Annotated in this window: 25 protein-coding genes; 11 read left to right on the plus strand and 14 right to left on the minus strand. The window is 65.2% G+C overall.

Annotated elements, in window-relative coordinates; translation table 11 throughout:
• Window positions 1-27: 27 nt before the first annotated feature.
• Window positions 28-1,077, minus strand: a complete 1,050-nt coding sequence (locus FG486_RS12865; protein WP_181267792.1) for an isoaspartyl peptidase/L-asparaginase family protein — start codon at window positions 1,075-1,077, stop codon at window positions 28-30.
• Window positions 1,078-1,210: 133 nt separating this feature from the next.
• On the opposite strand from FG486_RS12865, the gene FG486_RS12870 reads away from it, so the two are divergent.
• A complete protein-coding gene (locus tag FG486_RS12870) occupies window positions 1,211-1,678 on the plus strand; it encodes a GNAT family N-acetyltransferase (RefSeq protein ID WP_181267793.1) in 468 nt (155 codons plus the stop codon).
• Window positions 1,679-1,681: 3 nt separating this feature from the next.
• Here FG486_RS12870 and FG486_RS12875 read toward each other — a convergent pair whose 3' ends face one another.
• Complete coding sequence (locus FG486_RS12875; RefSeq protein ID WP_181267794.1) at window positions 1,682-2,731, minus strand: DUF1176 domain-containing protein; 1,050 nt, start codon at window positions 2,729-2,731, stop codon at window positions 1,682-1,684.
• Window positions 2,732-2,819: 88 nt separating this feature from the next.
• Here FG486_RS12875 and FG486_RS12880 point away from each other — a divergent pair, with 88 nt between their 5' ends.
• Both FG486_RS12880 and FG486_RS12885 read left to right on the plus strand, forming a co-directional pair.
• Window positions 2,820-3,689 carry a 3-hydroxyacyl-CoA dehydrogenase NAD-binding domain-containing protein gene (locus FG486_RS12880; protein ID WP_181267795.1) on the plus strand — a complete coding sequence of 290 codons (870 nt, stop codon included), beginning with the start codon at window positions 2,820-2,822 and terminating at the stop codon, window positions 3,687-3,689.
• A gap of 80 nt (window positions 3,690-3,769) precedes the next feature.
• A complete protein-coding gene (locus tag FG486_RS12885) occupies window positions 3,770-4,435 on the plus strand; it encodes a DsbA family oxidoreductase (protein WP_181267796.1) in 666 nt (221 codons plus the stop codon).
• A gap of 278 nt (window positions 4,436-4,713) precedes the next feature.
• On the opposite strand, the gene FG486_RS12890 is transcribed toward FG486_RS12885, so the two are convergent.
• Window positions 4,714-5,115, minus strand: a complete 402-nt coding sequence (locus FG486_RS12890; RefSeq protein WP_066278819.1) for a DUF1489 family protein — start codon at window positions 5,113-5,115, stop codon at window positions 4,714-4,716.
• Window positions 5,115-6,542, minus strand: coding sequence for a magnesium transporter (gene mgtE / locus FG486_RS12895; RefSeq protein ID WP_181267797.1), 1,428 nt, complete (start codon window positions 6,540-6,542; stop codon window positions 5,115-5,117). Before mgtE ends, FG486_RS12890 begins: the two co-directional genes overlap by 1 nt.
• Window positions 6,543-6,720: 178 nt before the next feature.
• On the opposite strand from mgtE, the gene FG486_RS12900 reads away from it, so the two are divergent.
• Window positions 6,721-7,173, plus strand: a complete 453-nt coding sequence (locus tag FG486_RS12900; protein WP_060980099.1) for a peptidylprolyl isomerase — start codon at window positions 6,721-6,723, stop codon at window positions 7,171-7,173.
• A gap of 163 nt (window positions 7,174-7,336) precedes the next feature.
• Here the strand turns inward: FG486_RS12900 and FG486_RS12905 are convergent, their stop codons facing one another.
• From FG486_RS12905 to FG486_RS12920, 4 genes are all read right to left on the minus strand, one after another.
• Entirely contained in the window at window positions 7,337-8,221 is an 885-nt protein-coding gene (locus FG486_RS12905; RefSeq protein WP_082751026.1) for a LysR substrate-binding domain-containing protein, read from the minus strand.
• Between the two features lie 399 nt (window positions 8,222-8,620).
• On the minus strand, window positions 8,621-9,022 hold the full coding sequence (locus FG486_RS12910) for a DUF4112 domain-containing protein (RefSeq protein WP_137775891.1): 402 nt from the start codon (window positions 9,020-9,022) through the stop codon (window positions 8,621-8,623).
• A 51-nt stretch (window positions 9,023-9,073) separates the two neighbouring features.
• On the minus strand, window positions 9,074-10,537 hold the full coding sequence (locus FG486_RS12915) for an ABC transporter substrate-binding protein (protein ID WP_181267798.1): 1,464 nt from the start codon (window positions 10,535-10,537) through the stop codon (window positions 9,074-9,076).
• A 17-nt stretch (window positions 10,538-10,554) separates the two neighbouring features.
• Window positions 10,555-12,123, minus strand: coding sequence for a peptide ABC transporter substrate-binding protein (locus tag FG486_RS12920; RefSeq protein ID WP_181267799.1), 1,569 nt, complete (start codon window positions 12,121-12,123; stop codon window positions 10,555-10,557).
• A 144-nt stretch (window positions 12,124-12,267) separates the two neighbouring features.
• On the opposite strand from FG486_RS12920, the gene FG486_RS12925 reads away from it, so the two are divergent.
• Window positions 12,268-12,690, plus strand: coding sequence for a glycine zipper 2TM domain-containing protein (locus FG486_RS12925; RefSeq protein WP_082750961.1), 423 nt, complete (start codon window positions 12,268-12,270; stop codon window positions 12,688-12,690).
• Between the two features lie 69 nt (window positions 12,691-12,759).
• On the opposite strand, the gene glnA is transcribed toward FG486_RS12925, so the two are convergent.
• Together glnA and FG486_RS12935 are read right to left on the minus strand one after the other, a co-directional pair.
• Entirely contained in the window at window positions 12,760-14,172 is a 1,413-nt protein-coding gene (gene glnA, locus FG486_RS12930; protein ID WP_066277304.1) for a type I glutamate--ammonia ligase, read from the minus strand.
• A gap of 122 nt (window positions 14,173-14,294) precedes the next feature.
• The gene (locus tag FG486_RS12935) at window positions 14,295-14,633 is read right to left on the minus strand and encodes a P-II family nitrogen regulator (protein ID WP_060977474.1); all 339 of its coding nucleotides are present in this window, start codon (window positions 14,631-14,633) and stop codon (window positions 14,295-14,297) included.
• A gap of 351 nt (window positions 14,634-14,984) precedes the next feature.
• Between FG486_RS12935 and FG486_RS12940 the strand changes: the two genes are divergently transcribed.
• Window positions 14,985-15,275: a type II toxin-antitoxin system ParD family antitoxin gene (locus FG486_RS12940; protein WP_181267800.1), complete on the plus strand. Its 291-nt coding sequence runs from the start codon at window positions 14,985-14,987 to the stop codon at window positions 15,273-15,275.
• A gap of 8 nt (window positions 15,276-15,283) precedes the next feature.
• Window positions 15,284-15,583 (plus strand): type II toxin-antitoxin system RelE/ParE family toxin, encoded by a 300-nt coding sequence (locus FG486_RS12945; protein ID WP_338401622.1) that lies wholly within the window; start codon window positions 15,284-15,286, stop codon window positions 15,581-15,583.
• Here the strand turns inward: FG486_RS12945 and map are convergent.
• Window positions 15,577-16,401, minus strand: coding sequence for a type I methionyl aminopeptidase (map, locus tag FG486_RS12950; RefSeq protein ID WP_181267801.1), 825 nt, complete (start codon window positions 16,399-16,401; stop codon window positions 15,577-15,579). The two genes, FG486_RS12945 and map, sit on opposite strands and share 7 nt — an antisense overlap.
• A gap of 113 nt (window positions 16,402-16,514) precedes the next feature.
• On the opposite strand from map, the gene FG486_RS12955 reads away from it, so the two are divergent.
• The 3 genes from FG486_RS12955 to FG486_RS12965 are packed head-to-tail and all read left to right on the plus strand — an operon-like array spanning window position 16,515 to window position 17,975.
• Complete coding sequence (locus tag FG486_RS12955; protein ID WP_066277290.1) at window positions 16,515-16,751, plus strand: type II toxin-antitoxin system Phd/YefM family antitoxin; 237 nt, start codon at window positions 16,515-16,517, stop codon at window positions 16,749-16,751.
• Window positions 16,748-17,143 carry a type II toxin-antitoxin system VapC family toxin gene (locus FG486_RS12960; protein WP_181267802.1) on the plus strand — a complete coding sequence of 132 codons (396 nt, stop codon included), beginning with the start codon at window positions 16,748-16,750 and terminating at the stop codon, window positions 17,141-17,143. Before FG486_RS12955 ends, FG486_RS12960 begins: the two co-directional genes overlap by 4 nt.
• A gap of 55 nt (window positions 17,144-17,198) precedes the next feature.
• A complete protein-coding gene (locus FG486_RS12965; RefSeq protein WP_066277287.1) occupies window positions 17,199-17,975 on the plus strand; it encodes a competence/damage-inducible protein A in 777 nt (258 codons plus the stop codon).
• A gap of 14 nt (window positions 17,976-17,989) precedes the next feature.
• Here the strand turns inward: FG486_RS12965 and FG486_RS12970 are convergent, their stop codons facing one another.
• Window positions 17,990-18,307 carry a 2Fe-2S iron-sulfur cluster-binding protein gene (locus FG486_RS12970; RefSeq protein WP_023837808.1) on the minus strand — a complete coding sequence of 106 codons (318 nt, stop codon included), beginning with the start codon at window positions 18,305-18,307 and terminating at the stop codon, window positions 17,990-17,992.
• A gap of 105 nt (window positions 18,308-18,412) precedes the next feature.
• Between FG486_RS12970 and FG486_RS12975 the strand changes: the two genes are divergently transcribed.
• Window positions 18,413-19,030: a DNA-3-methyladenine glycosylase family protein gene (locus FG486_RS12975; RefSeq protein WP_066277283.1), complete on the plus strand. Its 618-nt coding sequence runs from the start codon at window positions 18,413-18,415 to the stop codon at window positions 19,028-19,030.
• 3 nt (window positions 19,031-19,033) lie between these two features.
• Here the strand turns inward: FG486_RS12975 and FG486_RS12980 are convergent, their stop codons facing one another.
• Together FG486_RS12980 and FG486_RS12985 are read right to left on the minus strand one after the other, a co-directional pair.
• Window positions 19,034-19,573, minus strand: a complete 540-nt coding sequence (locus FG486_RS12980; protein WP_066277281.1) for an aldo-keto reductase family protein — start codon at window positions 19,571-19,573, stop codon at window positions 19,034-19,036.
• Window positions 19,570-21,114, minus strand: a complete 1,545-nt coding sequence (locus FG486_RS12985; protein ID WP_181267803.1) for an ABC transporter permease/substrate-binding protein — start codon at window positions 21,112-21,114, stop codon at window positions 19,570-19,572. The genes FG486_RS12980 and FG486_RS12985 overlap by 4 nt, the downstream gene beginning before the upstream one ends.
• Window positions 21,115-21,236 lie beyond the last annotated feature (122 nt).

Consider the following 21,236-nt stretch of genomic DNA (forward strand, 5'->3'; position numbering starts at 1 on the left):
AGTTCCTCGCCTTGCTGCTATCGTTGCTCATTCGTCGCCATAGACCGCGACGCTGCGCGCGCCGTCGCTGCTGGCCATCCCACGATACATGCCGGGCGTGCGGAAAGCATAGCCCTGATGGCCCCAGGGGGTGAGATAGATCAGCCCGCCCGTGCCGCCCAGGCCCACCATCTCGGCCATCACCGCGTCGACGATCTCCTGCACCTCGTCCGCCGTCAAGGCGGTGGCGAGCAGCCTGGCGCGCGCTGCTTCGTCGAGGATCGTGCCGCCGCGCTCGGCCTCTTGCGCGAGGAAATCGGCGCGCGCCTCGGCCTTCAGGCGGATGCGGGTGCAGATTTCGTGCGCCACGCCGACGCGGATGAAATATTCGCCCGCGCCGGTGGCGGAGATGGCGCACGAACGGTCGTCGGCATAGGTGCCCGCGCCGATCAGCGGCGAGTCGCCGATCCGGCCATAGCGCTTGCCGGTGAGCCCTCCAGTCGAGGTGCCCGCCGCGACATGGCCGTTCACGTCACGCGCGACCGCGCCGACGGTGCCGTATTTCATGTCGATATCGAACCAGCCGCTGGTCTTCGCCTTCATCTCCTCGAGCTGGCGCTTGCGCTCGGGCGTGCCGAAATAGGCGTTGTCGACCTGCACCAGCCCCGATTCCGCCGAAAAGCGGTCCGCGCCCTCGCCCGAGAGCATCACGTGCGGGCTGTCCTCGAGCACCTTGCGTGCGAGCAGGATCGGGTTCTTCGTATGGTGTGCGCGGGCGATGGCGCCGGCGGCACGGTCAGCCCCGTTCATCACTGCCGCGTCGAGCTCGATCTTGCCCTCATAGGTATAGACCGATCCGTGCCCGGCGTTGAAATGTGGGTCGTCCTCGAGCACGATGATCGCCGCCTGCACCGCATCGAGCGCGCTGCCGCCAGCGGCAAGCACCCGAGACCCGGCGGCGAGCGCGCGGTCGAGACCGGAGCGTGCACCGGCATCGGCCTCTGCGCTCAGGCGGCCGCGCTCGAACTGGCCCGATCCGCCATGGATGACGAGCGACCAGCCGCTGTGGCCGGTGGTTTCAGTCGAGGGATGCGACATGGGGAGGCTCCGGATCAGGCGGGAATTGAGCTGCCGCGATTAGGCGGCTTTGGCGAGGCGCGCAACTTTCTGTGGATTGCGCGCGGTTTCCATCGCAATGTCCGGGCAGGGAGAATGGTTCCGGGGGATAGGCATGCAGCAGACAATCACCATCGAGGAAGACGATCTGACCGGCGCGGATATCGTCGCGCTGCTGCGCTACCATCTCGATCAGATGCGCCAGCATTCGCCGATCTGTTCGGTCCATGCCTTTCCGGTCGAACGGCTGCGCGCGCCCGACGTGACCTTCTATGCGCTGCGCGTCGATGGTCAGCTCGCGGCGTGCGGGGCGCTCAAGCAGATCGACGCGCGCCATGGCGAGCTGAAATCGATGCGTACCGATCCCGCGTTTCTGCGGCGCGGGCTGGGCGAGGCGATGCTGCTGCATCTGATAGCCGAGGCGCGGGCGAGGGGATACACGCGGCTCAGCCTGGAGACCGGGCGTCCCGAGCCGTTCCATGCGGCGCACGCGCTTTATCGCAAGCACGGCTTTGCCGAATGCCCGCCCTTTGGCGATTATACCGAGGACCCGTTCAGCATGTGCATGACGCGCACGCTGTGACCATCACCGGACGACAGAGACTTCCGCGACCCAGACGCGCGGCCAGTCCCATGCGCCGCGGCAATCGTCCATTTCATGGCGCTCGGATAGCCTGAACTGCTCGCCGTCCCAGGCATAGCTGTTCGCCGTGCCGCAATCGCCGAGGCCGCGACCCTTGGCGAATTCGGAGAGGGTGCCGGTCGCGGGATCGAAACTGGCATTGACCACCTGTGCGACCTGTTCCTCGTCGCCCCAGCCGGTTTCGCCGTCGAACTTCGCGTTGCGGAAGGTCCAGCGGGCATCGGGGTCTTCCATCGGGCGCTCGGCGATCATCACCACCGATCCGAAATTATATGCACCCGAATCGCAGGCGATCAGCACCAGCGCCAGATCCTTGCCGTTATGCTGGCCGAGCGGCTCGACGCTGTCCTCGGCACCCTCCATCCGGAACTCGCAGCCGCTATCGGCGACCACCTTGGGATAGGCCTTGAGATCGGGCAGCTCGATCAGGCTGGTCGCGGCGCGCGCGGTCAATTGCGGCGTTTCGGGCGGCTGCGCGGTATCGGGCTTCGCGCCAGTGGCGACGATCGCGCCCGAAGTGCCGGCGCGCTGCTGAATCGCATCGATATAGCGCAGCGCTGCCGACGATCCGGCGAGCGAGATCGGGATCGCGGAGCCGTCCGAGAGCACCACCCTGGCGCTCTTGCCATTGGCGAGGCCGCGCGCAATCGCCATCGACTGCGCCTCGTCGAGCCAGGTGTCGCCTTCGCTGTCGGGCGTGCCCGAGTGCGGCTTGCCGTCATCGATTACCAGCCGAGCCGGCCCTTTGGCCTGCTCTTCGTGCGGGGTGAGCTCGATGCGGAACGGTGCATCTGGGCCGCCCTCGCGGCGGATGCGCACGACCTGCGCCGTGAACAGCTCGGATGCATCGTCGGACAGCGTTCCCGCTTCGCATGACCAGATATTGTCGCAGGCGACATACCAGTCCTTGAAGATCTTCACCTCGCCGGGAACGGGACCAGTGGGGGAGGCGGCGGCGGCGGCGGCGGCAAGCAGCAGAAACGGGCTGAACATCTTGGAATTATCGCTCCTAGCAAGACTCGCGGTCTTCGGTTATGCGCCCCGCCTATCCGATTCCGGCAACAGCAGAAAGAGGCGCAACATGGATAAAGTGGCAGTCATCGGCGCAGGCCAGATGGGCGCAGGGATTGCGCAGGTCAGCGCCCAGGCGGGCTACCATGTGTTTCTCTCCGATGTGTCGCTCGATCTGGCGGAAAAGGGCAAGGCGGGCATCGGCAAGCAGCTGGCGCGTGCGGTCGACAAGGGCAAGCTCGACGCTGCCGAAGCCGACGCGGTGCTGGGCCGCATCCAGCCGGTTGGCGATTATGCCCCGATGGCCGAGGCAGGCCTTGTCATCGAGGCGGCGACCGAGCGCGAGGACATCAAGCGCGCGATCTTCGAGGCCGTCGGCAAGGTGCTCGGCCCGCAAGCGATCCTGGCGAGCAACACCTCGTCGATCCCGATCACCCGCATGGCCGCCGCCAGCCCCGATGCGGCGCGCTTTGTCGGCGTGCATTTCTTCAACCCGGTACCTGTCATGGGGCTGATCGAGCTGATCCGCGGGCTGGCTACTTCGGACGCCACGGTCGATGCGGTGCGCGGCTATGCGGAGCGGATCGGCAAGCGCGTGGTCCAGGCCAATGATGCGCCGGGCTTCATCGTCAACCGCATCCTGCTGCCGATGCTCAACGAGGCGTGCTTCGCGCTGGGCGAGGGCGTGGCGACGATTGAGGACATCGACGCGGCGGTGCAGCTGGGGCTCAACCACCCGATGGGGCCGCTGACGCTGGCCGATTTCATCGGGCTCGACACCTGCCTCAGCATCACTCAGGTGCTGCACAGCACCACCGGCGATCCCAAGTTCCGCCCCGCGCCGCTGCTGGTCAAATATGTCGAGGCCGGCTGGCTGGGCCGCAAGACGAAGCGCGGCTTCTACGACTATTCGGGCGAGACCCCGGTTCCGACACGCTGACTGTCAACATTTGCTGACAGCCCCGCCGCTTTGCGGTACATTGGGGCTGGAGGCCAGCTGCAAGAACCCGGAGACCTTTGATGACCGCCCACAAGCTCAAGATCGATATCGTGTCGGACGTGGTCTGTCCCTGGTGCATCATCGGCTACAAGCAGCTCGAAAAGGCGCTGGACCTTGTGGGCGACGAGGTCGAGGCGGAGATCACCTGGCACCCGTTCGAGCTCAACCCCAAGATGGCGCCCGAGGGCGAGGCGATTTCCGAGCATGTCGCGCGCAAGTACGGCGCGACGCCGCAGCAGAGCGCGAGCAACCGCCAGCGGCTGACCGATCTGGGCGACCGGCTGGGCTTCGGCTTTCATTATGGCCCGGACATGCGCATCTACAACACGTTCAAGGCGCACCAGCTGCTCACCTGGGCGGGCGACACCTATGGCAGCGCGGCGCAGACCCGGCTCAAGCTGGCGCTGTTTTCAGCCTATTTCCAGGCGAACCGCGATGTCAGCGACGAGGAGGTGCTGCTGTCGATCGTCGCCGAAGCGGGGCTCGATGCGGACGAGGGCCGCGCGGTGCTCAACGATCCCGACAACGAGGCGGAGGTCCGCGCGCATCTCGACCACTGGATCGAACAGGGTATCAGCGGCGTGCCAGCGATCATCTTCGACGGCAAGTACCTGGTTCCCGGCGCGCAGGAGGCCGAAACCTTCGTCAACGTGATCCGCAAGGTCCGGGAGAAGGCGCTGGCGTGATACATTCCGCCTCTCCTTCGATGGGAGAGGCAGTGAGACTTGCCAGCTTGCTGGCTAGTCGCAGCGGTGAGGGTGTTGGTGCGTTCTGGCACCTGAGCATGATCCGGAAACGCCACCCCCACCCAACCCTCCCCCATCAAGGGGGAGGGCTTTTCGTTTGCGCATCATTTCACGTCATTCCCGCGAATGCGGGAATCCCGCGTTACTTGGGCTTTTGCCAGTTAAAGCGGGACCCCCGCGTACGCGGGGGTGACGGGAAATGCAGAGCTTCGCAGCCCCTAGACGAGCCCCAGCCGCGCCAGTTCGCCGAGCATTTCCGCTGGCATCGCCTCGGCCTCGCTCATGCCCTCGCCGAGGTCCGCAGGCGCGTCGGCGGCTTCGAGATAGCGCCAGCCCTGGTGCGCGCGGCGGGGGATGGATTGCACCGCGATCAGCCGCGGTTCGATGCGGATCCAGATGCGGCCCTGGCCATTGTCCATGAACCCGATCAGCGGGCTGCGGCCGACGATCGCGCGGTTGTGAATCCAGTAGAGCGAGCCCCCGACCATTTCCTCGTGCCTTTTGGGCAGATAGCGCGTGGTCAGCCGCGCCTCGCCGATCGACGCATGGCTCTCGATCCACTGGCGCAGCGAGCCCACGCTGGTCGCGCCGAACGCGATCTTGGTCATCGACAGCGGCATTACAGGCTCACAAGGCCACTCGCGACGGCGAGGCCCAGAAACGCGAGAAAGCCCATCGAATCGGTGGTCATGGTAACGAAGATCGAGCTTGCCACTGCCGGGTCCTGATCGAGCTTTTCCAGCACCACCGGGATGACCACCCCGGCGAGCCCCGCGAGCAGGATGTTGGTCTGCATCGCGGCAGCGATGACCAGCCCCAGATGCGCGTCATGGAACCACAAGGCGGTCGCGGTGCCGGCGATCAGCGCGATGGTCGCGCCGTTGAGCATGGCGATGCGCATCTCGCGCAGGATCGCGCGGCGGGTGTTCGATTCGGTGAGCTGGTTGGTGGCGAGTGCGCGCACGGTCACCGCCAGCGTCTGCGTGCCCGCATTGCCGCCGACGCCCGCGACGATCGGCATCAGCACCGCGAGCGCCACCATCTGCTCGATCGCGCCGCCGAAAAAGCCGATGACGCTCGAAGCGACCAGCGCGGTGCCCAGATTCGCGATCAGCCAGCGCACGCGCGTCCTGTAGGTCTCGCGCACCGGCTCGTTGATGTCGCCGTCGCCCGCGCCCGACAGGCGGAAAATGTCCTCGCCCGCCTCTTCCTGGACGATGTGGATGATGTCGTCGACGGTGATCTGGCCGACCAGCCGACCAGCGCCATCGACCACGGCGGCGGAGATCAGCGCATATTTCTGGAAGCGCAGCGCGACCTCTTCCTGGTCCATGTCGGTCGGGATCAGCGTCTGGTCGCGCTTCATCACATCGGCAAGCGCGATATGGCGCGGGGTGCGCAGGATCCAGCTCAGCTGGCAGGTGCCGACCGGGCGATGCTGCGGATCGACGATGAAGATTTCCCAGAACTCGGTGGTGAGGTCGCTGTTTTCGCGCAGATAATCGATCAGCTGGCCGACATTCATGTGCTCAGGGACAGCGACCAGATCGCGCTGCATCAGGCGGCCGGCGGATTCCTCGGGGAAGGAGAGCGCATCGACGATCGCGGCGCGATCCGCGGGTTCCAGCTCGGCCAGAACCGCGCGCTGGTCCTCCTCCTCCATCTCCTCGATGATCGCGACGGCATCGTCGGTCTCGAGCTGGCCGGCGAGCTCCGCCACCTGCGCGGCGGGCAGCGCGTCGATCACATCATCGCGGACATAGTCGTTGAGCTCGGTGAGCACGTCCGCGCCGAGCAGGTCGGTGATCGCGCGGGCGAGGGGGCCGCGATAGTCGCGCTCGACCAGCTCGAAAAGGTCGGCAATGTCGGCGGGGTGGAGCGGCTCGACCAGGTCATAGGCCGCCTCGTCATCGCCCGCGTCGAGCGCTTCGCACACCTGGTCGACAAAGCCGGGCAGCAGGCGGTTGTCCTCGTCCAGGCTGGTGCTGGCGTCAGCCGGTTCAGCGAGGTCGGGCTCACGGAGAGGCGCGTCGGTCGGGTCGGTCATGGCCTGCTCCTGTCTGCGGGGTGGATGGGGAACGCGCGGGGACGCCGCAACGTTTCGCGTGTTTGGCGCTTCGCACCTGCAAAAGCAATCCCGATCGGGCGCGTCGGCCAAGGGGTGACATTCGCATGGCGGCCGCTATATCGGCGGCACCCATTTCTCCGGCCGCAAAGGACCTATCATGACCGCCGAAACGCTTACCTTTCACATCCAGGATGGCGGCGACATCGTCATCAAGCTGCGCCCCGACCTGGCGCCCAACCATGTCGCGCGCATCGTCGAACTGGCGCAGGAAGGCTTTTACGACGGCGTGAAGTTCCACCGCGTCATCGCCGGCTTCATGGCGCAGGGCGGCTGCCCCAACGGCACCGGCACTGGCGGTTCGAAGAAGCCCGACCTCAAACAGGAATTCAACGACGAGCCGCATGTCGAGGGCGTGTGCTCTATGGCGCGCACGATGGATCCGAACAGCGCCAACAGCCAGTTCTTCATCTGCCTCGACGATGCGCGCTTCCTCGATCGCCAGTACACCGTCTGGGGCCAGGTGATCGAAGGCATGGAGCATGTCCACGCTCTGCCCAAGGGCGAACCGCCCGCCAAGCCCGGCGTGATCGCCTCGGCGACGGTGGCCTGATCTCATACTACTAAATCCTCCCCCACGGGGGAGGTGGCAGCGCGCAGCGCTGACGGAGGGGAAGCGTTCGGGCGAATGCCTTGAGCAGGAATGTGATTACGCTTCCCCTCCACCACCCGCTTCGCGGGCGGTCCCCCTCCCCTTGCAGGGGAGGACTTCCGCTTCAGATATTCGCTTCGACCAGCCAGTCGTGGAACAGCCGCACGGCGCGCGTCTCGAGCGCGCGGGGCTTGCAGACGAACCAGTAGCTGTACGGGCTCTCGACACGGACGTCGAACAGCTTGGTGAGGCGTTCATCGCCCGAACGGGTGAGGTGGTCGTCGTGCATGATCGCAATGCCCAGCCCCTGTGCGGCGGCTTCGAGCATCAGCGGGCCGCTGTCGATATGGTCGATCGATTGCGGGTGCAGGTCCGTAAGGCCAAGCGCCTGTTTCCACGCATCGAACGAATGCGCCATCTCGTTGTGCACGAGGATGGTCTGGCGGTTGAGCGTTGCCAGATCGGGGCGCGGGCCGATGCTTTCGACCAGCTCGCGCGAGGCAATGGCGTAGACATAGTTGCGGTCGAGCCGTACCGAATGCAGCGCAGGATCGGGATGTTCGGCCAGGATGATCGCCGCGTCGAGCGTGTCGCCCAGCCGCGCTTCGGCATGGCCCGATGTGTCCACGTCGATATGCAGCATCGGATAGAGCCGCCGCAATTCGCCCAGCCGGGGAACAAGCCGCTGGCTTCCGAACAGCGGCAGCATGCCCAGCCGCAGCCTGAGAACCCGGCTGTCGTCCATATGCGCGGCGACGGCATCGGCCAGCGCGTCGATCGCGGGCGCGACACTTGCATAGAGCGCTTCGCCAGCCTCGTTGAGCTTCAGCTGCTGGTTGTGGCGCTTGAACAGCTTCTTGCCGACGAAATCCTCCAGCCCGCCGATGCGGCGGCTGAGCGCGGAAGGCGAAAGTGCGAGCTCGCTCGCCGCCGCCTTGGCCGAGCCAAGCCGCGCCACGCGCAGAAATGCTTCTAGGGAACGCAGGGGAGGGAGACGTCGCATGGCCATGTGTCGCGCATTATTGCAGTGCAGCGGAAATGTGCAATTGCAAATATGGACGGACTGCGGTTTTACGCGACCTCAGTTGCATCCTTTGCAACTCAAATCAATCTTTTCGCACTTGCACAATAAGGGCTCCTGACCCATATTGATCATGCCTTTCAGGCATCCTCTCCTAAAAACTTTATCGGGTCAGCCTTCGGGCTGGCCCTTTTTTTGTGTCTGGATGGCCTGTGGCCGCAGCCTCTAACCCAGCCGATCGGGCTTGGCAAATCCTTTGATTTCCGGGGGTTTTTTTGCAGTTGCGAAGAGATGGCGCCGCAAAGGATTGCAGTCGCTCTAGGTAAGCGGTGTCATATGCGCTGACCGGCAAGTGACGCCCATGGTATCCGAATCACGATTCGCGAATCACAAGGTGATGGTGCGCGTCGCCGGATGGTGCTTGTCGAGATGTTTGCGGATGATCTTCAGGTTGCGCGTGTTCGAACGCCAGAAGAAGTCGAACGCATCACCCACCAGCGGTACCGCGCCGATCAGGCTGTCGAAACCGACATTGGCCGCCATCCGCGCGAGCTGGAATTTCGACATGCCCAGGTTGCGCGCTTCCCAGACGATGTACAGCCCCATCGCGCCGGTGATCACGTCGCCGAGCACAGGGACGAGGCCGAGCACGAAATCGAGCCCCACCTTGCGATTGACGCCGGGCAGCGTGAAGCTGCGCTCCAGCATCATTTCCAGCATCTCGACGCGCTGGCGGATCGCCTGCGGATCGTTCGACAGCGCGGGCATCGCCGCGCGCAGCTGTTCCATCTGTTCAGGCCGGATCGTCTTCATCTTTCACCTCCGCACCCCTTGCGCCTGTTATCTGGGGATGACGACCATGTCCGGCAAGGCGTGCCAGCCATCGGCGGTGATGGCAAAGCCGGGGACATTGCCGCGCACCAGCGAATAGCGGATCGGCGTGCCCAGTGGGATGAAGATATTGGCCGAGGTGATCGCGACCTCGGCTTCGGCCATCTTGGCCATGCGCACCGCAGGATCGACCGCCCGCCGGGCCTGGGCGAGCAGCACATCGCCTTCCTCGTTGCACAGCGGGCGCACCGCGCAGGCGAGCTGGTTGAGGAACCAGCCGGGCTGGCGATAATGCGCAACCTCGTCGATCAGCCGCAGATCGGCCGCCGCGTCTGGCGCCACCAGCCGCGCATCGAGCCCGATCGTCTGAAGGTCGCGCCGGATGCGGCCGAACACCAGCCGCGACCCCGGGCCGCGCGGCATGGCGATACGCAGCACCGGCAGCGTTTCATTGGCCTGCCGCCAGCGCACGATGCGCCCGCGCGCTAGATCGCGCCGCGCCTCGATGGTGAGGTCGGTCCAGCGGTCGCCGATCAGCGGCTGATAGCGTTCGAGCCCCAGCGGCACGATCCGTGCGGTCACCTGCCACTGGCCGATGCCCAGCGGCGTCATCAGCGCCTCGCGATCAATCGCCAGCGCAATCGCCTCGCGATTGGCGGGGTCACCCAGAAAACCCTTGCCGTTGACCACGAGCAGCCCGAACAGCCCGATGACCGGATCGGCGCGCACGTCATTGTCGGAAATGCCCGCTGCGCTGAGATAGGGCAGATGCTCGAACCGCCCGCCGAGCACCATCGCGCTCTCGCCCATGGCAAAGCGCGCGATCGCCCTGGCAGCGCGTTCGGTGCGGACCTCGAGCGGGCGGACCATGCGCCGTGAATCCGGCCCCATGGAGTCGTCGACACGCTCGGTCAGCAATGTCCAATAGGTCTGGCGATCCGCGGCCAGCGGCCCGGTGCCGCTGCCGTTGCGGCGGATGCCGAGCTCGGGTTGCGCCAGGATGCGCAGCAATTCAGGCTGGGGCGCGAGCAGCCGGATCTCGATCACCCGCCCAGTCATCGAACGGATGTCGCGCACCTCCGCCGTGTCGGCCCCGAGCGCGCTCTTTGCCTCGATCTGCAGACGCCGCTTGAGCGCGGCGGCGACATGCTCGGAGGTCACCGGGTCGCCATTCTCCCAGCGGGCATTGCGCAGCCGGAAGATATAGCTGAGCCCGTCATCGGTGACGATCCAGCGCTCGGCGAGCCCGGGCACGATGTTGCCCAGCGCATCGAGACGGACCAGGCCCTGCGAGGTCGCCGCGCGCACATAGGCCGAGCCGGGCTCCAGCACGGCAGCATCGAGATTGTTGCGGCTGGCCGGATCGATGATCGAGATGCCGAGCGGCGAACTGTCCGAGCTGCTGCAGGCCGCAAGCGCCAGCGTCGCCGCAGCCATCAGACCCCGAATGGCCTTTTTCCATGCGCCGGTCATGCCTCGCCTCGCGTCGCTCACTTGCCCCTGGCCGCGATAGCAGGGGCCGGAGCCAGGGACAACGCCGCGCTCGGATGGATGTTGCCTGGATTGTCGATCCAGCCGCGGACCCGCGGGGCGACCAACGCGCCGCTGCGATAGAACCATAGCGGAATGATCGGCATGGCATCGAGCAACCGCGCCTCGGCGGCGCGCATCGCGGTGACACGGCGCGCAGGGGCGGGCTCGGCCATCGCGCGGTCGAGCAGCGCATCATAGCGGGGATCGTCAAAGCCCGAATAGTTGACCTCGCCCGCATCCGACCGGTGCACCGCGAGGAAATTCTCGGGCGCGGGGAGGTCGGCGATCCAGCCCGAGCGTGCCATCTGGAAATCGCCGCGCCGCATCGCTGCGAAATGCAGCGCGGGCTCGCTGTTGAGCACGCTCGCCTCGACGCCGAGCGGCTTCCACATCGCCGCGAGCGCCACCGCCATGCGGCGATGCTCGGCGGACGAGTTGATGCGGATTTCGAAGCGCAGCGGACGCGAAGGGCCAAAGCCCGCGGCGGCGAGCAGCCGCCTGGCTTCGGCCTGGCGGCGCTGCAGCGGCAGCCGAGCCCAGTCGGGCCGTACGGCCGCGCCGCCCTGCAGCGTGGGCGGGACGATGCCATAGGCGGGCGCATTACCCATCGGCAGCAGCGCGCGCGCCAGCCATTCTCGGTCCACCGCCATGCCGAGCGCGCGGCGAACGCGCGCGTCGTCGAAGGGCGGCTTGCGCGTGTTCATCGTGAAATAATAGCTGCCCAGATAATCGCCGGTGCGCACCGCGCCGGGGCGCTGCTGCTTGAGCCAATCATGGCGGCTTTGCGGATAATCGCCCGAAATATCGGCTTCGCCCGCCAGGAACAGCCGCATGCCCGCAAGAGGATCGTCGACCGGTTTCCAGATCACGCTGCCGATCGGGGCGCGGCCGCCATGCCAGTTCGGATTGCGCTCGAGCACCAGCCGGTCGTTCAACCGCCAATCGCGGGTGCGATAGGGGCCGGAGGTCACCAGCGGGCGCTCGGCGGTCCAGTCCGCGCCTGGCCGTGCCCGGTGGAGCGGCAGCGCTGCCATCGCCGGGTGCGCGAGCAGCGTGGGGAGCTGGGGGAAGGGGGCGGCGAGAGTCACGACGACCGTCGCATCGCCCTCGGCCTCCACGGATCGGATCGCGTCGAACAAGGCGGTGTGCGGCGATCCGGTCGCCTTGTCGTTGAGCCGCTGCCAACCGCGCGCGAACACCCTCGCAGTGATCGGTGAGCCATCGGAGTAGCGCAGGCGCGGCCTCAAGGAAAAGCGCCAGATCAGCCCGTCGGGCGAGACCTGCCAGCCGCTCGCGAGCCCCGGCACCGTCTGGCCCGTCCCGTCGAACCGGGTCAGCCCTTCGAACTGGTCTGCCGCGATGCGCAGCGAGGCGAGGTCCGAATAGACCTGCGGGTCGAGCCCGCGAATCTCGGCATCGGCGAGCCGGACCAGGCGGTCCGGCCCGGGCGCGGCGGCCTGCGGAGCCCTGGCACCCGAACAGGCCGCGAGCAGGGCAGACAGCAGCAGGATGAGGAGCACGCGCATTCCCGCCTGTTTGCCGCCTAAGCGCGCCAGGGGGAAGCGCGAATGCACCGGATCATGCACTGGCGTCCGCTCGGCTCGCCGCATGGGCGGGAACGGATCGCCGCGCTGACGCGTCCCCTGTTCATTCGCATCACAAGGGAAATCATGACCATGCTGAACAGGAAGAGCCTGTCGCTGGGCGCCGCGCTCATCGCGGCGACCGTGGTAAGCGGCTGTGCCGGGACCGGCTATAATGATCGCGGCTTTGGATCGTATCGTCAGTACGACTGGAACCGGCCCGATCCGAGCTACGGTGGCTATGACGCGGGACGCTACTACCGCGACGACCGACGCTATCGCGAGCGCCGCCTCGGGCGCAACGACCGCATCTATCGCGGGCAGGATGGACGCTATTACTGCCGCCGGCCGGACGGGACGACCGGATTGATCGTCGGCGGCATCGCGGGCGGCATTCTCGGCAACATCATCGCGCCGGGCGATTCGCGCACGCTGGGAACGATCTTGGGCGCGGCGGGCGGTGCTGCCGCTGGCCGGGCGATCGACCGCAACGGCGCGCGCTGCCGCTGATTGCAGTAAAGCAAAAGGCGCCCCGGGTGATCCCGGAGCGCCTTTCGTGGCTCTGACAGCTACGCGAACTTAGTAGCTGTAATACATGTCGAATTCGACCGGGCTTGGGGTCGTTTCCCAGCGGATCACATCGTCCCACTTCAGCTCGATATAGGCTTCGATCTGGTCCTTCAGGAACACGTCGCCCTTGAGCAGGAAGTCGTGATCGGCGGCCAGCGCGTCGAGTGCTTCGCGCAAGCTTCCGCAGACGGTCGGCACTTCCTTCAGCTCTTCGGGCGGCAGGTCGTACAGGTTCTTGTCCATGGCTTCGCCCGGATGGATCTTGTTCTGGATGCCGTCCAGACCTGCCATCAGCAGCGCCGAATAGCACAGATAGGGGTTTGCCATCGCGTCGGGGAAGCGGAATTCCACGCGCTTGGCCTTTTCGCCTGTGCCGTACGGAATGCGGCACGAGGCCGAGCGGTTGCGGCTCGAATAGGCGAGCAGCACCGGTGCTTCGAAGCCCGGCACCAGGCGCTTGTAGCTGTTGGTGGTCGGGTTGGTGAAGGCGTTCAGTGCCTTGGCGTGCTTGATAACGCCGCCGATGAAGTACAGGCACATTTCCGACAGGCCGGCATAGCCATTGCCCGCGAACAGCGGCTTGCCTTCCTTCCAGATCGAGATGTGCGTGTGCATGCCCGATCCGTTGTCGTTCTTGATCGGCTTGGGCATGAAGGTCGCGGTCTTGCCATAGGCCTGCGCGACCATGTGCACGACGTACTTGTAGATCTGCATGCGGTCGGCGGTCTGGGTCAGCGTGCCGAAGGTCAGGCCCAGTTCGTGCTGCGCGGCGGCCACTTCATGGTGGTGCTTGTCGCAGGGCAGGCCCATTTCGAGCATGGTGCTGACCATCTCGGCGCGCACATCGGTCATGCTGTCGACCGGCGCGACCGGGAAATAGCCGCCCTTGGCGCGTGGACGGTGGCCCAGATTGCCGCTGTCATAGCTGCGGCCGGTGTTGGTCGGCAGTTCGATATCGTCAATCGCGAACATCGAGCCGTTATAGCCGTCCGAGAAGCGCACATCGTCGAACATGAAGAATTCGGCTTCGGGACCGACATAGACGGTGTCGCCGATGCCGGTGGACTTGAGATACGCCTCGGCGCGCTTGGCGGTGCTGCGCGGGTCGCGCGAATACAGTTCGCCCGTGCCCGGCTCGACAATGTCGCAGAACAGGATCAGCATCGGGTCGGCCGAGAACGGATCGATATAGGCGGCGTCCAGATCGGGACGCAGGATCATGTCGGATTCGTTGATCGCCTTCCAGCCTTCGATCGACGAACCGTCGAACATCAGGCCGTCTTCCAGCTCGTCTTCGCCGATGACGCCGGCGCACATCGTCAGGTGCTGCCACTTGCCCTTGGGATCGGTGAAGCGGACATCGACCCACTCGATCTCGTTTTCCTTGATCATTGCCAGAATATCTGCGGCGGTTTTTGCCATTGTTGCTTTCCCTCTTCGTCTATCTGCGATCCGGGCCTTGCGACCCCCCTCGGGTGGAACTGATCTGATTGTTGCGGCCTTGCCGGGGCAGGCCTCTCCTGGAGTTGCGCGCGTTCTGTTGATCAGACCGCGTCGTTATCCCGTTCACCCGTGCGGATGCGCAGTGCGGTTTCCACAGGGATCACGAAAATCTTGCCGTCGCCGATCCGGCCGGTCTGCGCGGCGGCGGCGATCGCCTCGACCACGCGCTCGGCCAGCGCATCGTCGACCACGACCTCAAGCTTCACCTTGGGGAGGAAATCGACGATATATTCGGCGCCCCGGTAAAGCTCGGTATGGCCTTTCTGGCGGCCGAAGCCCTTGGCCTCGGTCACGGTGATGCCCGAAACGCCGACTTCGTGCAGCGCCTCCTTCACCTCATCGAGCTTGAACGGTTTGATGATCGCCTCGATCTTCTTCATAAGTCCCTGATCATCCTGTCGTCTTCCGCCTGGCCCGCAAGGGCAGGGCGGTTGTGGGAAGCAACACAGCGGCGAACCGCTGCGTCATGATATGGCTGTATGAGGCTTTGAGAACCTGCACGCGGCGCGGTCCCCCGAGTCCCCCATTGACTGCTACCAAACAATTAACGTGCCAAGACGCATTCCGCCACAAAAGCTTGTGTGCGGTGCAATATTATTGCGGGCCGTGATGGAATTGCGGGCAGGCGGGCTTGGCGATGCCCAAATTTTGGGCATGCGCTTGGGGAATGAGTGTGGCTTGCCTCCGGCCGCGCTGGTAGGATATAATCGTACCAAAGTGAAAGGACTGTCATGGAAAAGGCCAGTATCACCCTGACCGACGCGCATCACAAGCTGCTGCATGCAGCCGTCGAAGCAGGCGAATACGCGAGTATCAGCGAGGCGATCCGCGATGCCCTGCGGGGCTGGGAACTCGAACGCCAGATGCAGCAGGCCGAGCTGGAGCATCTGCGCCGCGAAATCCAGAAGGGTATCGACGATATTGAGGCGGGGCGGGTCCTCGAGTGGGACCCTGAGGCCGTGAAAGCGCGTGGGCGTGCTCGCCTGGAAGCCAAGAGGAGCGAGCTATCCCAACGCGCCTGAACATCGTCATTTCCGAAGCAGCCAGCCAGGATATCGACGACGCCTACGACTATGTGGCGGAGTTCAATCCTGACGCGGCGGACCGGCAAACAGACCGCTTTCAATCGCTGTTCGCCAAGCTAGCAGAAATGCCCGGGATTGGAGCGCCACGCTATGATCTGGTCGAAGGTATGCGTAGTCGGGGTGTCGGTAGATATCTGATCCATTACCAGGTCAGTGCCGACGACCTGATTATTGTTCGCGTTGCGCATGGCGCGCGCGATCAAGCATCCCTATTTGCCGAGCTGGACACGATCCCCGATCAATAAGGCGGGCGATCGAGGCCCCTGGCGCTCTTGGTGAAGATCTCGCAGCCGGTCTCCGTAATCCCGATCGAATGTTCGAACTGCGCCGAGAGCGAGCGGTCGCGGGTGACGGCCGTCCAGCCATCCTCGAGCATCTTAACCGCGTGCTTGCCGATATTGATCATCGGCTCGATGGTGAAGAACATGCCGGGCTTGAGCTCGGGCCCGGTGCCGGGACGACCCACATGCACCACTTCGGGCGCATCGTGGAACAGCTTGCCCAGGCCATGGCCGCAGAAATCGCGGACCACGCCATAACGGTGCTTTTCGGCATAGGACTGGATCGCGTGCGCGACATCGCCCATCGTGTTGCCGGGGCGCGCCTGCTCAATGCCCAGCATCAGGCACTCATAGGTCACATCGACCAGCCGCCGCGCCTTCACGCCGACATCGCCGATCAGGAACATGCGGCTGGTATCGCCATGCCAGCCATCGACGATCGGGGTGACGTCGATATTGACGATATCGCCTTCCTTGAGCTTGCGGTCACCCGGAATGCCGTGACACACGACATGGTTGATCGAGGTGCAGCAGCTGTGGGTGAAACCGCGATAGCCGAGTGTCGCCGGAATGCCGCCACCAGCGAGCATCAGCTCGCGTGCCTTGGCGTCGATCTCTTCGGTCGTCACTCCTTCGGTGACGAAGCTCGTCAGCTCGTCGAGCACATGCGCGGCGAGCTGGCCCGCCTTGCGCATCCCCTCGAAGCCCTCGGGGCCGTGCAGCTTGATCGTGCCATCGCGCATCGGCGTGTCGGCATTGGTAACGTGGACATACTGGTTCATGGTGGTTCCATATAGGGCAGGGGCGGCGATTTGGCGACCCCTTGCGCGTTCCTGCGGGTTGGGCCTGGGCTTAGTCCATTGACTTAGTCCGATCAATGGACTAACCGTCTGTCATGACCAGCATCGTCAACGTCCATGACGCGAAAACGCATTTCTCCAAGCTGCTCGACCGTGCACATGCCGGCGAGGAGATCATCCTTGCCAAGGCGGGCAAACCCTATGCCCGGCTGGTGCCGCTCGAAAAGGTGAAGGTGGAGCGGCGGCCGGGGCGGCTGAAGCTGTCACAGCCGATCCCGGACAGCTTTTTCTTCGATCCTCTGCCCGAAGAAGAGCTCCGGGCCTGGGAATGACCGATTATCTATTCGACACCCATGCTCTGGTCTGGTGGTGGGTTGGGGATAAGGCGTTGCCACAGCCGGTGGCCGAGGAAATCGGGGACGAACGCAACACCATTTTCGTGAGCGCTGTGTCTGCTTGGGAAGTTGCGACCAAATGCCGCATCGACAAATGGGATGCCGCCATTCCGGTATACGAGAAATTCGAGTATCTGGCGCGAGCAGACGGCTTTCTTGAACTTGGCGTCAGCGTGTCGAATGGCCTGCTCGCCGGATCGCTTCCGGGCGAACATCGCGATCCGTTCGACCGGATGATCGCGGCGCAGGCGATCCACGATGATCTGACCGTCATCACCCGCGATCCGGCGCTCGCGGCGCTCGGCTGCCGCACCTTCTGGAGCGAATGACGGCGGCGCGCACGAACCGCTTGCGCCGGTTTGCGCACGCGCTAAACACCGGCGCATGACAGCTGACGCCACCGCTACCACCCCCCGCATCTGGACCGCCGCGCTGATCGTGATCGGCGATGAAATCCTTTCCGGCCGCACCCAGGACAAGAATGTCGCGCAGGTCGCGACCTGGCTGAACGTGCAGGGCATAAGGCTGAAGGAGGTGCGCGTCGTCGCCGACGACATGGAGGCGATCATCGAGGCGGTGAACATCCTGCGCAGCCGCAACGACTATCTGTTCACCACCGGCGGCATCGGCCCCACGCATGACGACATCACCGTCGATGCCATCGCCCGGGCGCTGGGCGTCGAGGTGGTGATCCATCCGGTCGCGCGGGCGGTGCTGGAGCGCTATTACGAAACCCGCGGCGGTCTTACCGAAGGCCGTCTGCGCATGGCGCGCGTGCCCGATGGCGCGGAGCTGATCGAGAACCGCATGTCGGGCGCGCCGGGCATCCGCATCGGCAACCTGTTCCTGATGGCGGGCGTGCCGCACATCACCGCCGGCATGCTCGATGCGCTCACCGGCACGCTCGAAGGCGGTCTGCCGGTGCTGTCGGCGACATTGGGCTGCTGGGTTGCGGAAAGCGAAGTGGCGGACATGCTGGGCGCGACCGAACGCGCGCACGATCAGTGCCAGATCGGCAGCTATCCGTTCTTCCGCGAAGGCCGGGTCGGCGCGAATTTCGTCATCCGCTCGGTCGACCAGGCCGCGCTCGATGCCTGCGCGGCAGAGCTGACCGCCTCGCTGGAGGCGGCCGGGCGCGAGGTCACGCCCGGCGGCATCTGATCAATTCGCCCGGATCAATCCTCGGGCGCGATCGCGACCTTCAGGCCGTCGAGCGCGTCGGTAAGCTGGATCTGGCACGACAGGCGCGAGGTCTCGTTGCGGTGGTCCGAGCTGTCGAGCAGGTCGTCCTCGTCGGCGCTGATCGCGGGCAGCTTGTCGACCCAGGCGGCATCGACATGGACATGGCAGGTCGCGCATGAGCAGCAGCCGCCGCACAGCGCCAGAAGTTCGTCAAAGCCGTTGTCGCGGATCGCTTCCATCACCGACAGGCCGGTATCGGCATCGATGGTGCTCTCTTCGCCCGCGCGATTGATGACGGTCAGCTTTGGCATGGAAACTCCCCAATAGAGTGAAAACGGGCATTGGCCCCCCGAACGCGGTTGCTATGATCAACGCCAAGCGCGATTGCAAGCGGCAGAATGGATGAGGATGCAGTTATGGGATTGACCGCAGAGCAGCTGACCGGAGGGTTGGATGCCGTTGCCGCGCGCGAACCGGCGATCGCCCGCGCGCTCCAAATCGCCGGCTATCCTGAAACCCGCATCCGCGATCGCGGCTATGCGACGCTGCTGCGTACCATCGTCGGCCAGCAGGTCAGCGTCGCGGCGGCGGCCTCGGTGTGGAACAAGCTCGAAGCCGCGCTGGGTGCCGGCTGCGCGCCCGATGCGCTGATCGCGGCGGATTTCGAGTCCTTACGCGCCTGCGGCCTGTCGCGGCAGAAACAGGGCTATGCCCGCTCGCTTGCCGAGCTGGTGGTGAGCGGCGGGCTCGATCTCGACAACCTGCCGGAGGACGACGAGGCGGCGATTGCCGATCTGGTGAAGATCAAGGGCATCGGCCGCTGGTCGGCGGAAATCTATCTGCTGTTCGCCGAAGGCCGCCCCGATATCTGGCCCGCAGGCGATCTGGCGGTGCAGGCGGGCATCGGCCGCATCCTGGGTCTGGAAACGCGCCCGTCCGAAAAGGAAACCCGGCTGCTCGCCGACCCCTGGTCACCGCATCGCGGCGCGGTCGCGATCCTCACCTGGCATTGCTACAACAACGCCGCGCTGTAGCGCTCACCCCTTGTAAAGGATGCGTCCGCTCGCCAGGCGGCCACGGCTGAGCGCGGTCACCTCCTTGAGGAAGCTGGTCGGCTTCTTGAAGAACTTGCTGCTCGGGTTGATCTTGAGGCCCGCCGCCGTGGCGATCTCGCCGATGAAATGCACGCAATTAGCCTTGTTGAGATTGTAGTTCTTCTGCGGCTTCTTGCGCCATTTGTCGGCAACGGCCATCACCGCGCGATATTCGGCATCGGTGAGCTCATAGCTGAAATGCGGCGCGCTGCTCTCGATATATTTGGGCTTCACCACGCTCACCCGGCCCTCGACCCAGCCGAACAGGATGCTGGGGCCGGTGCTGGTCGCGGTAAAGCCGACATTGGTGTCGACCACCTCTCCGGTCGAATCCACCTTGCCCTTGAGCGTCGCAAAGGCGTGCGGGAACTGGCTGCCCAGTTCGTGGCTGTAGAAGGTGATGGTCACCGCAGCATGCGCCGCATTCGCGCACATCAGCATCGGCGCGATGAAAAGAGTCAGCAGCAGGCGCTTGATCATCATGGATTTTGGTCCTCGGTCTTCGCGGAAATGGCTCGGTCGAGCCAGGCAGCCGAATCGGCGGGGCTTTGCTTGTTCTTGTCCCTGTCGACGCGATAATTGGCCTCACGCATTTTTTCCACCGGGATTGCGCCGACCAGAGGCCGGAGCGCCGCGATGAGGCGCGGATCGGCAGCGGCGGAGCGGCTGGCGAGCAGGATCGCGTCATAGCTCGGCACCGCGCCCTTGGGGTCCTTGAGGATCAAGAAGCCGTTCGCGGCGATGCGCCCGTCCGAGCTGAACGCCGAGATGATGTCCGCCTCGCCGAGCGAGAGCGCGCGGTACATGAAGGTGGGCTCGAACGCGCGGCGGCCCTTGAAGCGCAGCGGATAGGCTCTTTGCACCATCTGCCATTCGGGGCGTTCGAGAAACTCGACATCGGTGCCGAAAACGAAATCGGGCGCGACGCGGACGACATCGTCGAGGCTGTCCAAATTCAGGCGCTTTGCATCCTCGGGGCGCACCGCAAACGCATAGGTATTCTCGAAACCCAGCGGCCCGACCAGTTGCACGCCGTGCTGCGCCTTCGCCCAGCGCGCGATCTCGGCGATCATCGCGGCGCGCGGCTCGGGGTCCTGACGCTGCATCTCGTTGGTCCAGATCGTGCCAGCATAATCGACATAGACTTGCACCTCGTCGCTGGCGAGTGCACGATAGACCACCGCGCTGCCAAGGCCCTCGCGGTACCGCACGTCATACCCGGCCGCCTCGAGCCGCCGCCCGATCAGCCGCGCGAGAATATACTGCTCCGAGAAGCGCTTGGCGCCGATAGTTACCACCGGCTTGTCGCTCTGCGGCGCGGGCCAGAGCGCGAGCGCCAGGCCGACCGCAAGGGCGATACCGGCGCCCCAGATGCGCGCATGGCGGCGGTGCGCGATGCCGCTCTCGATCAGCCCGAGCAGCAGGTCGACTGCGATCGCGAGCCCCGCAGCGGCGAGGCATCCTTCGAGCACCAGCGACCAGTTCTGCGTCTGCAACCCGGCAAAGATCAGGTCGCCCAGGCTCGGCTGGCCGACCGTGGTGGAGAGCGTCGCCGCGCCGATCGTCCACACCGCGGCGGTGCGCACCCCCGCCATGATCGTGGTCGAGGCGAGCGGAGCCTCGACCAGCCACAACTTCTGCAGGCTCGTCATGCCCACGCCATCGGCGGCCTCGATCATCGCGGGATCGACCGAGCGCAGCCCGGTCACCGCATTGCGCAGGATCGGCAACAGCGCATAGAGGGTGAGCGCGAGCAGCGAGGGCAGAAAACCGAGCGGCGAGACCGCATCGCCGAACAATGTGGAGAGCGCGAGCAGCAGCGGAAAGAACAGCGCCAGCAGGGCCAGCGCGGGGATGGTCTGGACGAGGCTGGCAAAACCCAGGGTGATGCTCGCGACCGTGCGGTTGCGTACCGACCAGATGGCGAGGGGGAGAGCGATCAGCAGCGCGAGCCCCAGCGCGGCAAAGCTGAGCTGCACGTGCTGCGCGAGAAGGTCGATCAGACGGGGCCAGTCTAGCGGCATGGGATCAGCTCGCTACCGTGTGGCGCATAGGTCCCTCGACCTTGGTCCACCCTGAGCGGCTGGCTTGCCAGCCAGCCGAAGGGCTCGGGAACTCGGAAAAGTTTGTGCGCCAGCTTTGAAAG

Source organism: Blastomonas ursincola, from assembly GCF_013607875.1.
GTDB lineage: Bacteria > Pseudomonadota > Alphaproteobacteria > Sphingomonadales > Sphingomonadaceae > Blastomonas > Blastomonas ursincola.

What these genes read in the sequence shown, in the direction of transcription:
- FG486_RS12865 (WP_181267792.1), bottom strand. Translation starts at nt 1,077, where the DNA reads ATGTCGCATCCCTCGACTGAAACCACCGGCCACAGCGGCTGGTCGCTC.
- FG486_RS12925 (WP_082750961.1), top strand. Translation starts at nt 12,268, where the DNA reads ATGACCATGCTGAACAGGAAGAGCCTGTCGCTGGGCGCCGCGCTCATC.
- FG486_RS12980 (WP_066277281.1), bottom strand. Translation starts at nt 19,573, where the DNA reads ATGATGATCAAGCGCCTGCTGCTGACTCTTTTCATCGCGCCGATGCTG.
- FG486_RS12880 (WP_181267795.1), top strand. Translation starts at nt 2,820, where the DNA reads ATGGATAAAGTGGCAGTCATCGGCGCAGGCCAGATGGGCGCAGGGATT.
- FG486_RS12875 (WP_181267794.1), bottom strand. Translation starts at nt 2,731, where the DNA reads ATGTTCAGCCCGTTTCTGCTGCTTGCCGCCGCCGCCGCCGCCGCCTCC.
- FG486_RS12975 (WP_066277283.1), top strand. Translation starts at nt 18,413, where the DNA reads ATGGGATTGACCGCAGAGCAGCTGACCGGAGGGTTGGATGCCGTTGCC.
- FG486_RS12910 (WP_137775891.1), bottom strand. Translation starts at nt 9,022, where the DNA reads ATGGAACAGCTGCGCGCGGCGATGCCCGCGCTGTCGAACGATCCGCAG.
- FG486_RS12985 (WP_181267803.1), bottom strand. Translation starts at nt 21,114, where the DNA reads ATGCCGCTAGACTGGCCCCGTCTGATCGACCTTCTCGCGCAGCACGTG.
- FG486_RS12870 (WP_181267793.1), top strand. Translation starts at nt 1,211, where the DNA reads ATGCAGCAGACAATCACCATCGAGGAAGACGATCTGACCGGCGCGGAT.
- FG486_RS12965 (WP_066277287.1), top strand. Translation starts at nt 17,199, where the DNA reads ATGACAGCTGACGCCACCGCTACCACCCCCCGCATCTGGACCGCCGCG.
- glnA (WP_066277304.1), bottom strand. Translation starts at nt 14,172, where the DNA reads ATGGCAAAAACCGCCGCAGATATTCTGGCAATGATCAAGGAAAACGAG.
- map (WP_181267801.1), bottom strand. Translation starts at nt 16,401, where the DNA reads ATGAACCAGTATGTCCACGTTACCAATGCCGACACGCCGATGCGCGAT.
- FG486_RS12885 (WP_181267796.1), top strand. Translation starts at nt 3,770, where the DNA reads ATGACCGCCCACAAGCTCAAGATCGATATCGTGTCGGACGTGGTCTGT.
- FG486_RS12905 (WP_082751026.1), bottom strand. Translation starts at nt 8,221, where the DNA reads ATGGCCATGCGACGTCTCCCTCCCCTGCGTTCCCTAGAAGCATTTCTG.
- FG486_RS12915 (WP_181267798.1), bottom strand. Translation starts at nt 10,537, where the DNA reads ATGACCGGCGCATGGAAAAAGGCCATTCGGGGTCTGATGGCTGCGGCG.
- mgtE (WP_181267797.1), bottom strand. Translation starts at nt 6,542, where the DNA reads ATGACCGACCCGACCGACGCGCCTCTCCGTGAGCCCGACCTCGCTGAA.
- FG486_RS12960 (WP_181267802.1), top strand. Translation starts at nt 16,748, where the DNA reads ATGACCGATTATCTATTCGACACCCATGCTCTGGTCTGGTGGTGGGTT.
- FG486_RS12940 (WP_181267800.1), top strand. Translation starts at nt 14,985, where the DNA reads ATGGAAAAGGCCAGTATCACCCTGACCGACGCGCATCACAAGCTGCTG.
- FG486_RS12900 (WP_060980099.1), top strand. Translation starts at nt 6,721, where the DNA reads ATGACCGCCGAAACGCTTACCTTTCACATCCAGGATGGCGGCGACATC.
- FG486_RS12955 (WP_066277290.1), top strand. Translation starts at nt 16,515, where the DNA reads ATGACCAGCATCGTCAACGTCCATGACGCGAAAACGCATTTCTCCAAG.
- FG486_RS12920 (WP_181267799.1), bottom strand. Translation starts at nt 12,123, where the DNA reads ATGCGCGTGCTCCTCATCCTGCTGCTGTCTGCCCTGCTCGCGGCCTGT.
- FG486_RS12935 (WP_060977474.1), bottom strand. Translation starts at nt 14,633, where the DNA reads ATGAAGAAGATCGAGGCGATCATCAAACCGTTCAAGCTCGATGAGGTG.
- FG486_RS12970 (WP_023837808.1), bottom strand. Translation starts at nt 18,307, where the DNA reads ATGCCAAAGCTGACCGTCATCAATCGCGCGGGCGAAGAGAGCACCATC.
- FG486_RS12890 (WP_066278819.1), bottom strand. Translation starts at nt 5,115, where the DNA reads ATGCCGCTGTCGATGACCAAGATCGCGTTCGGCGCGACCAGCGTGGGC.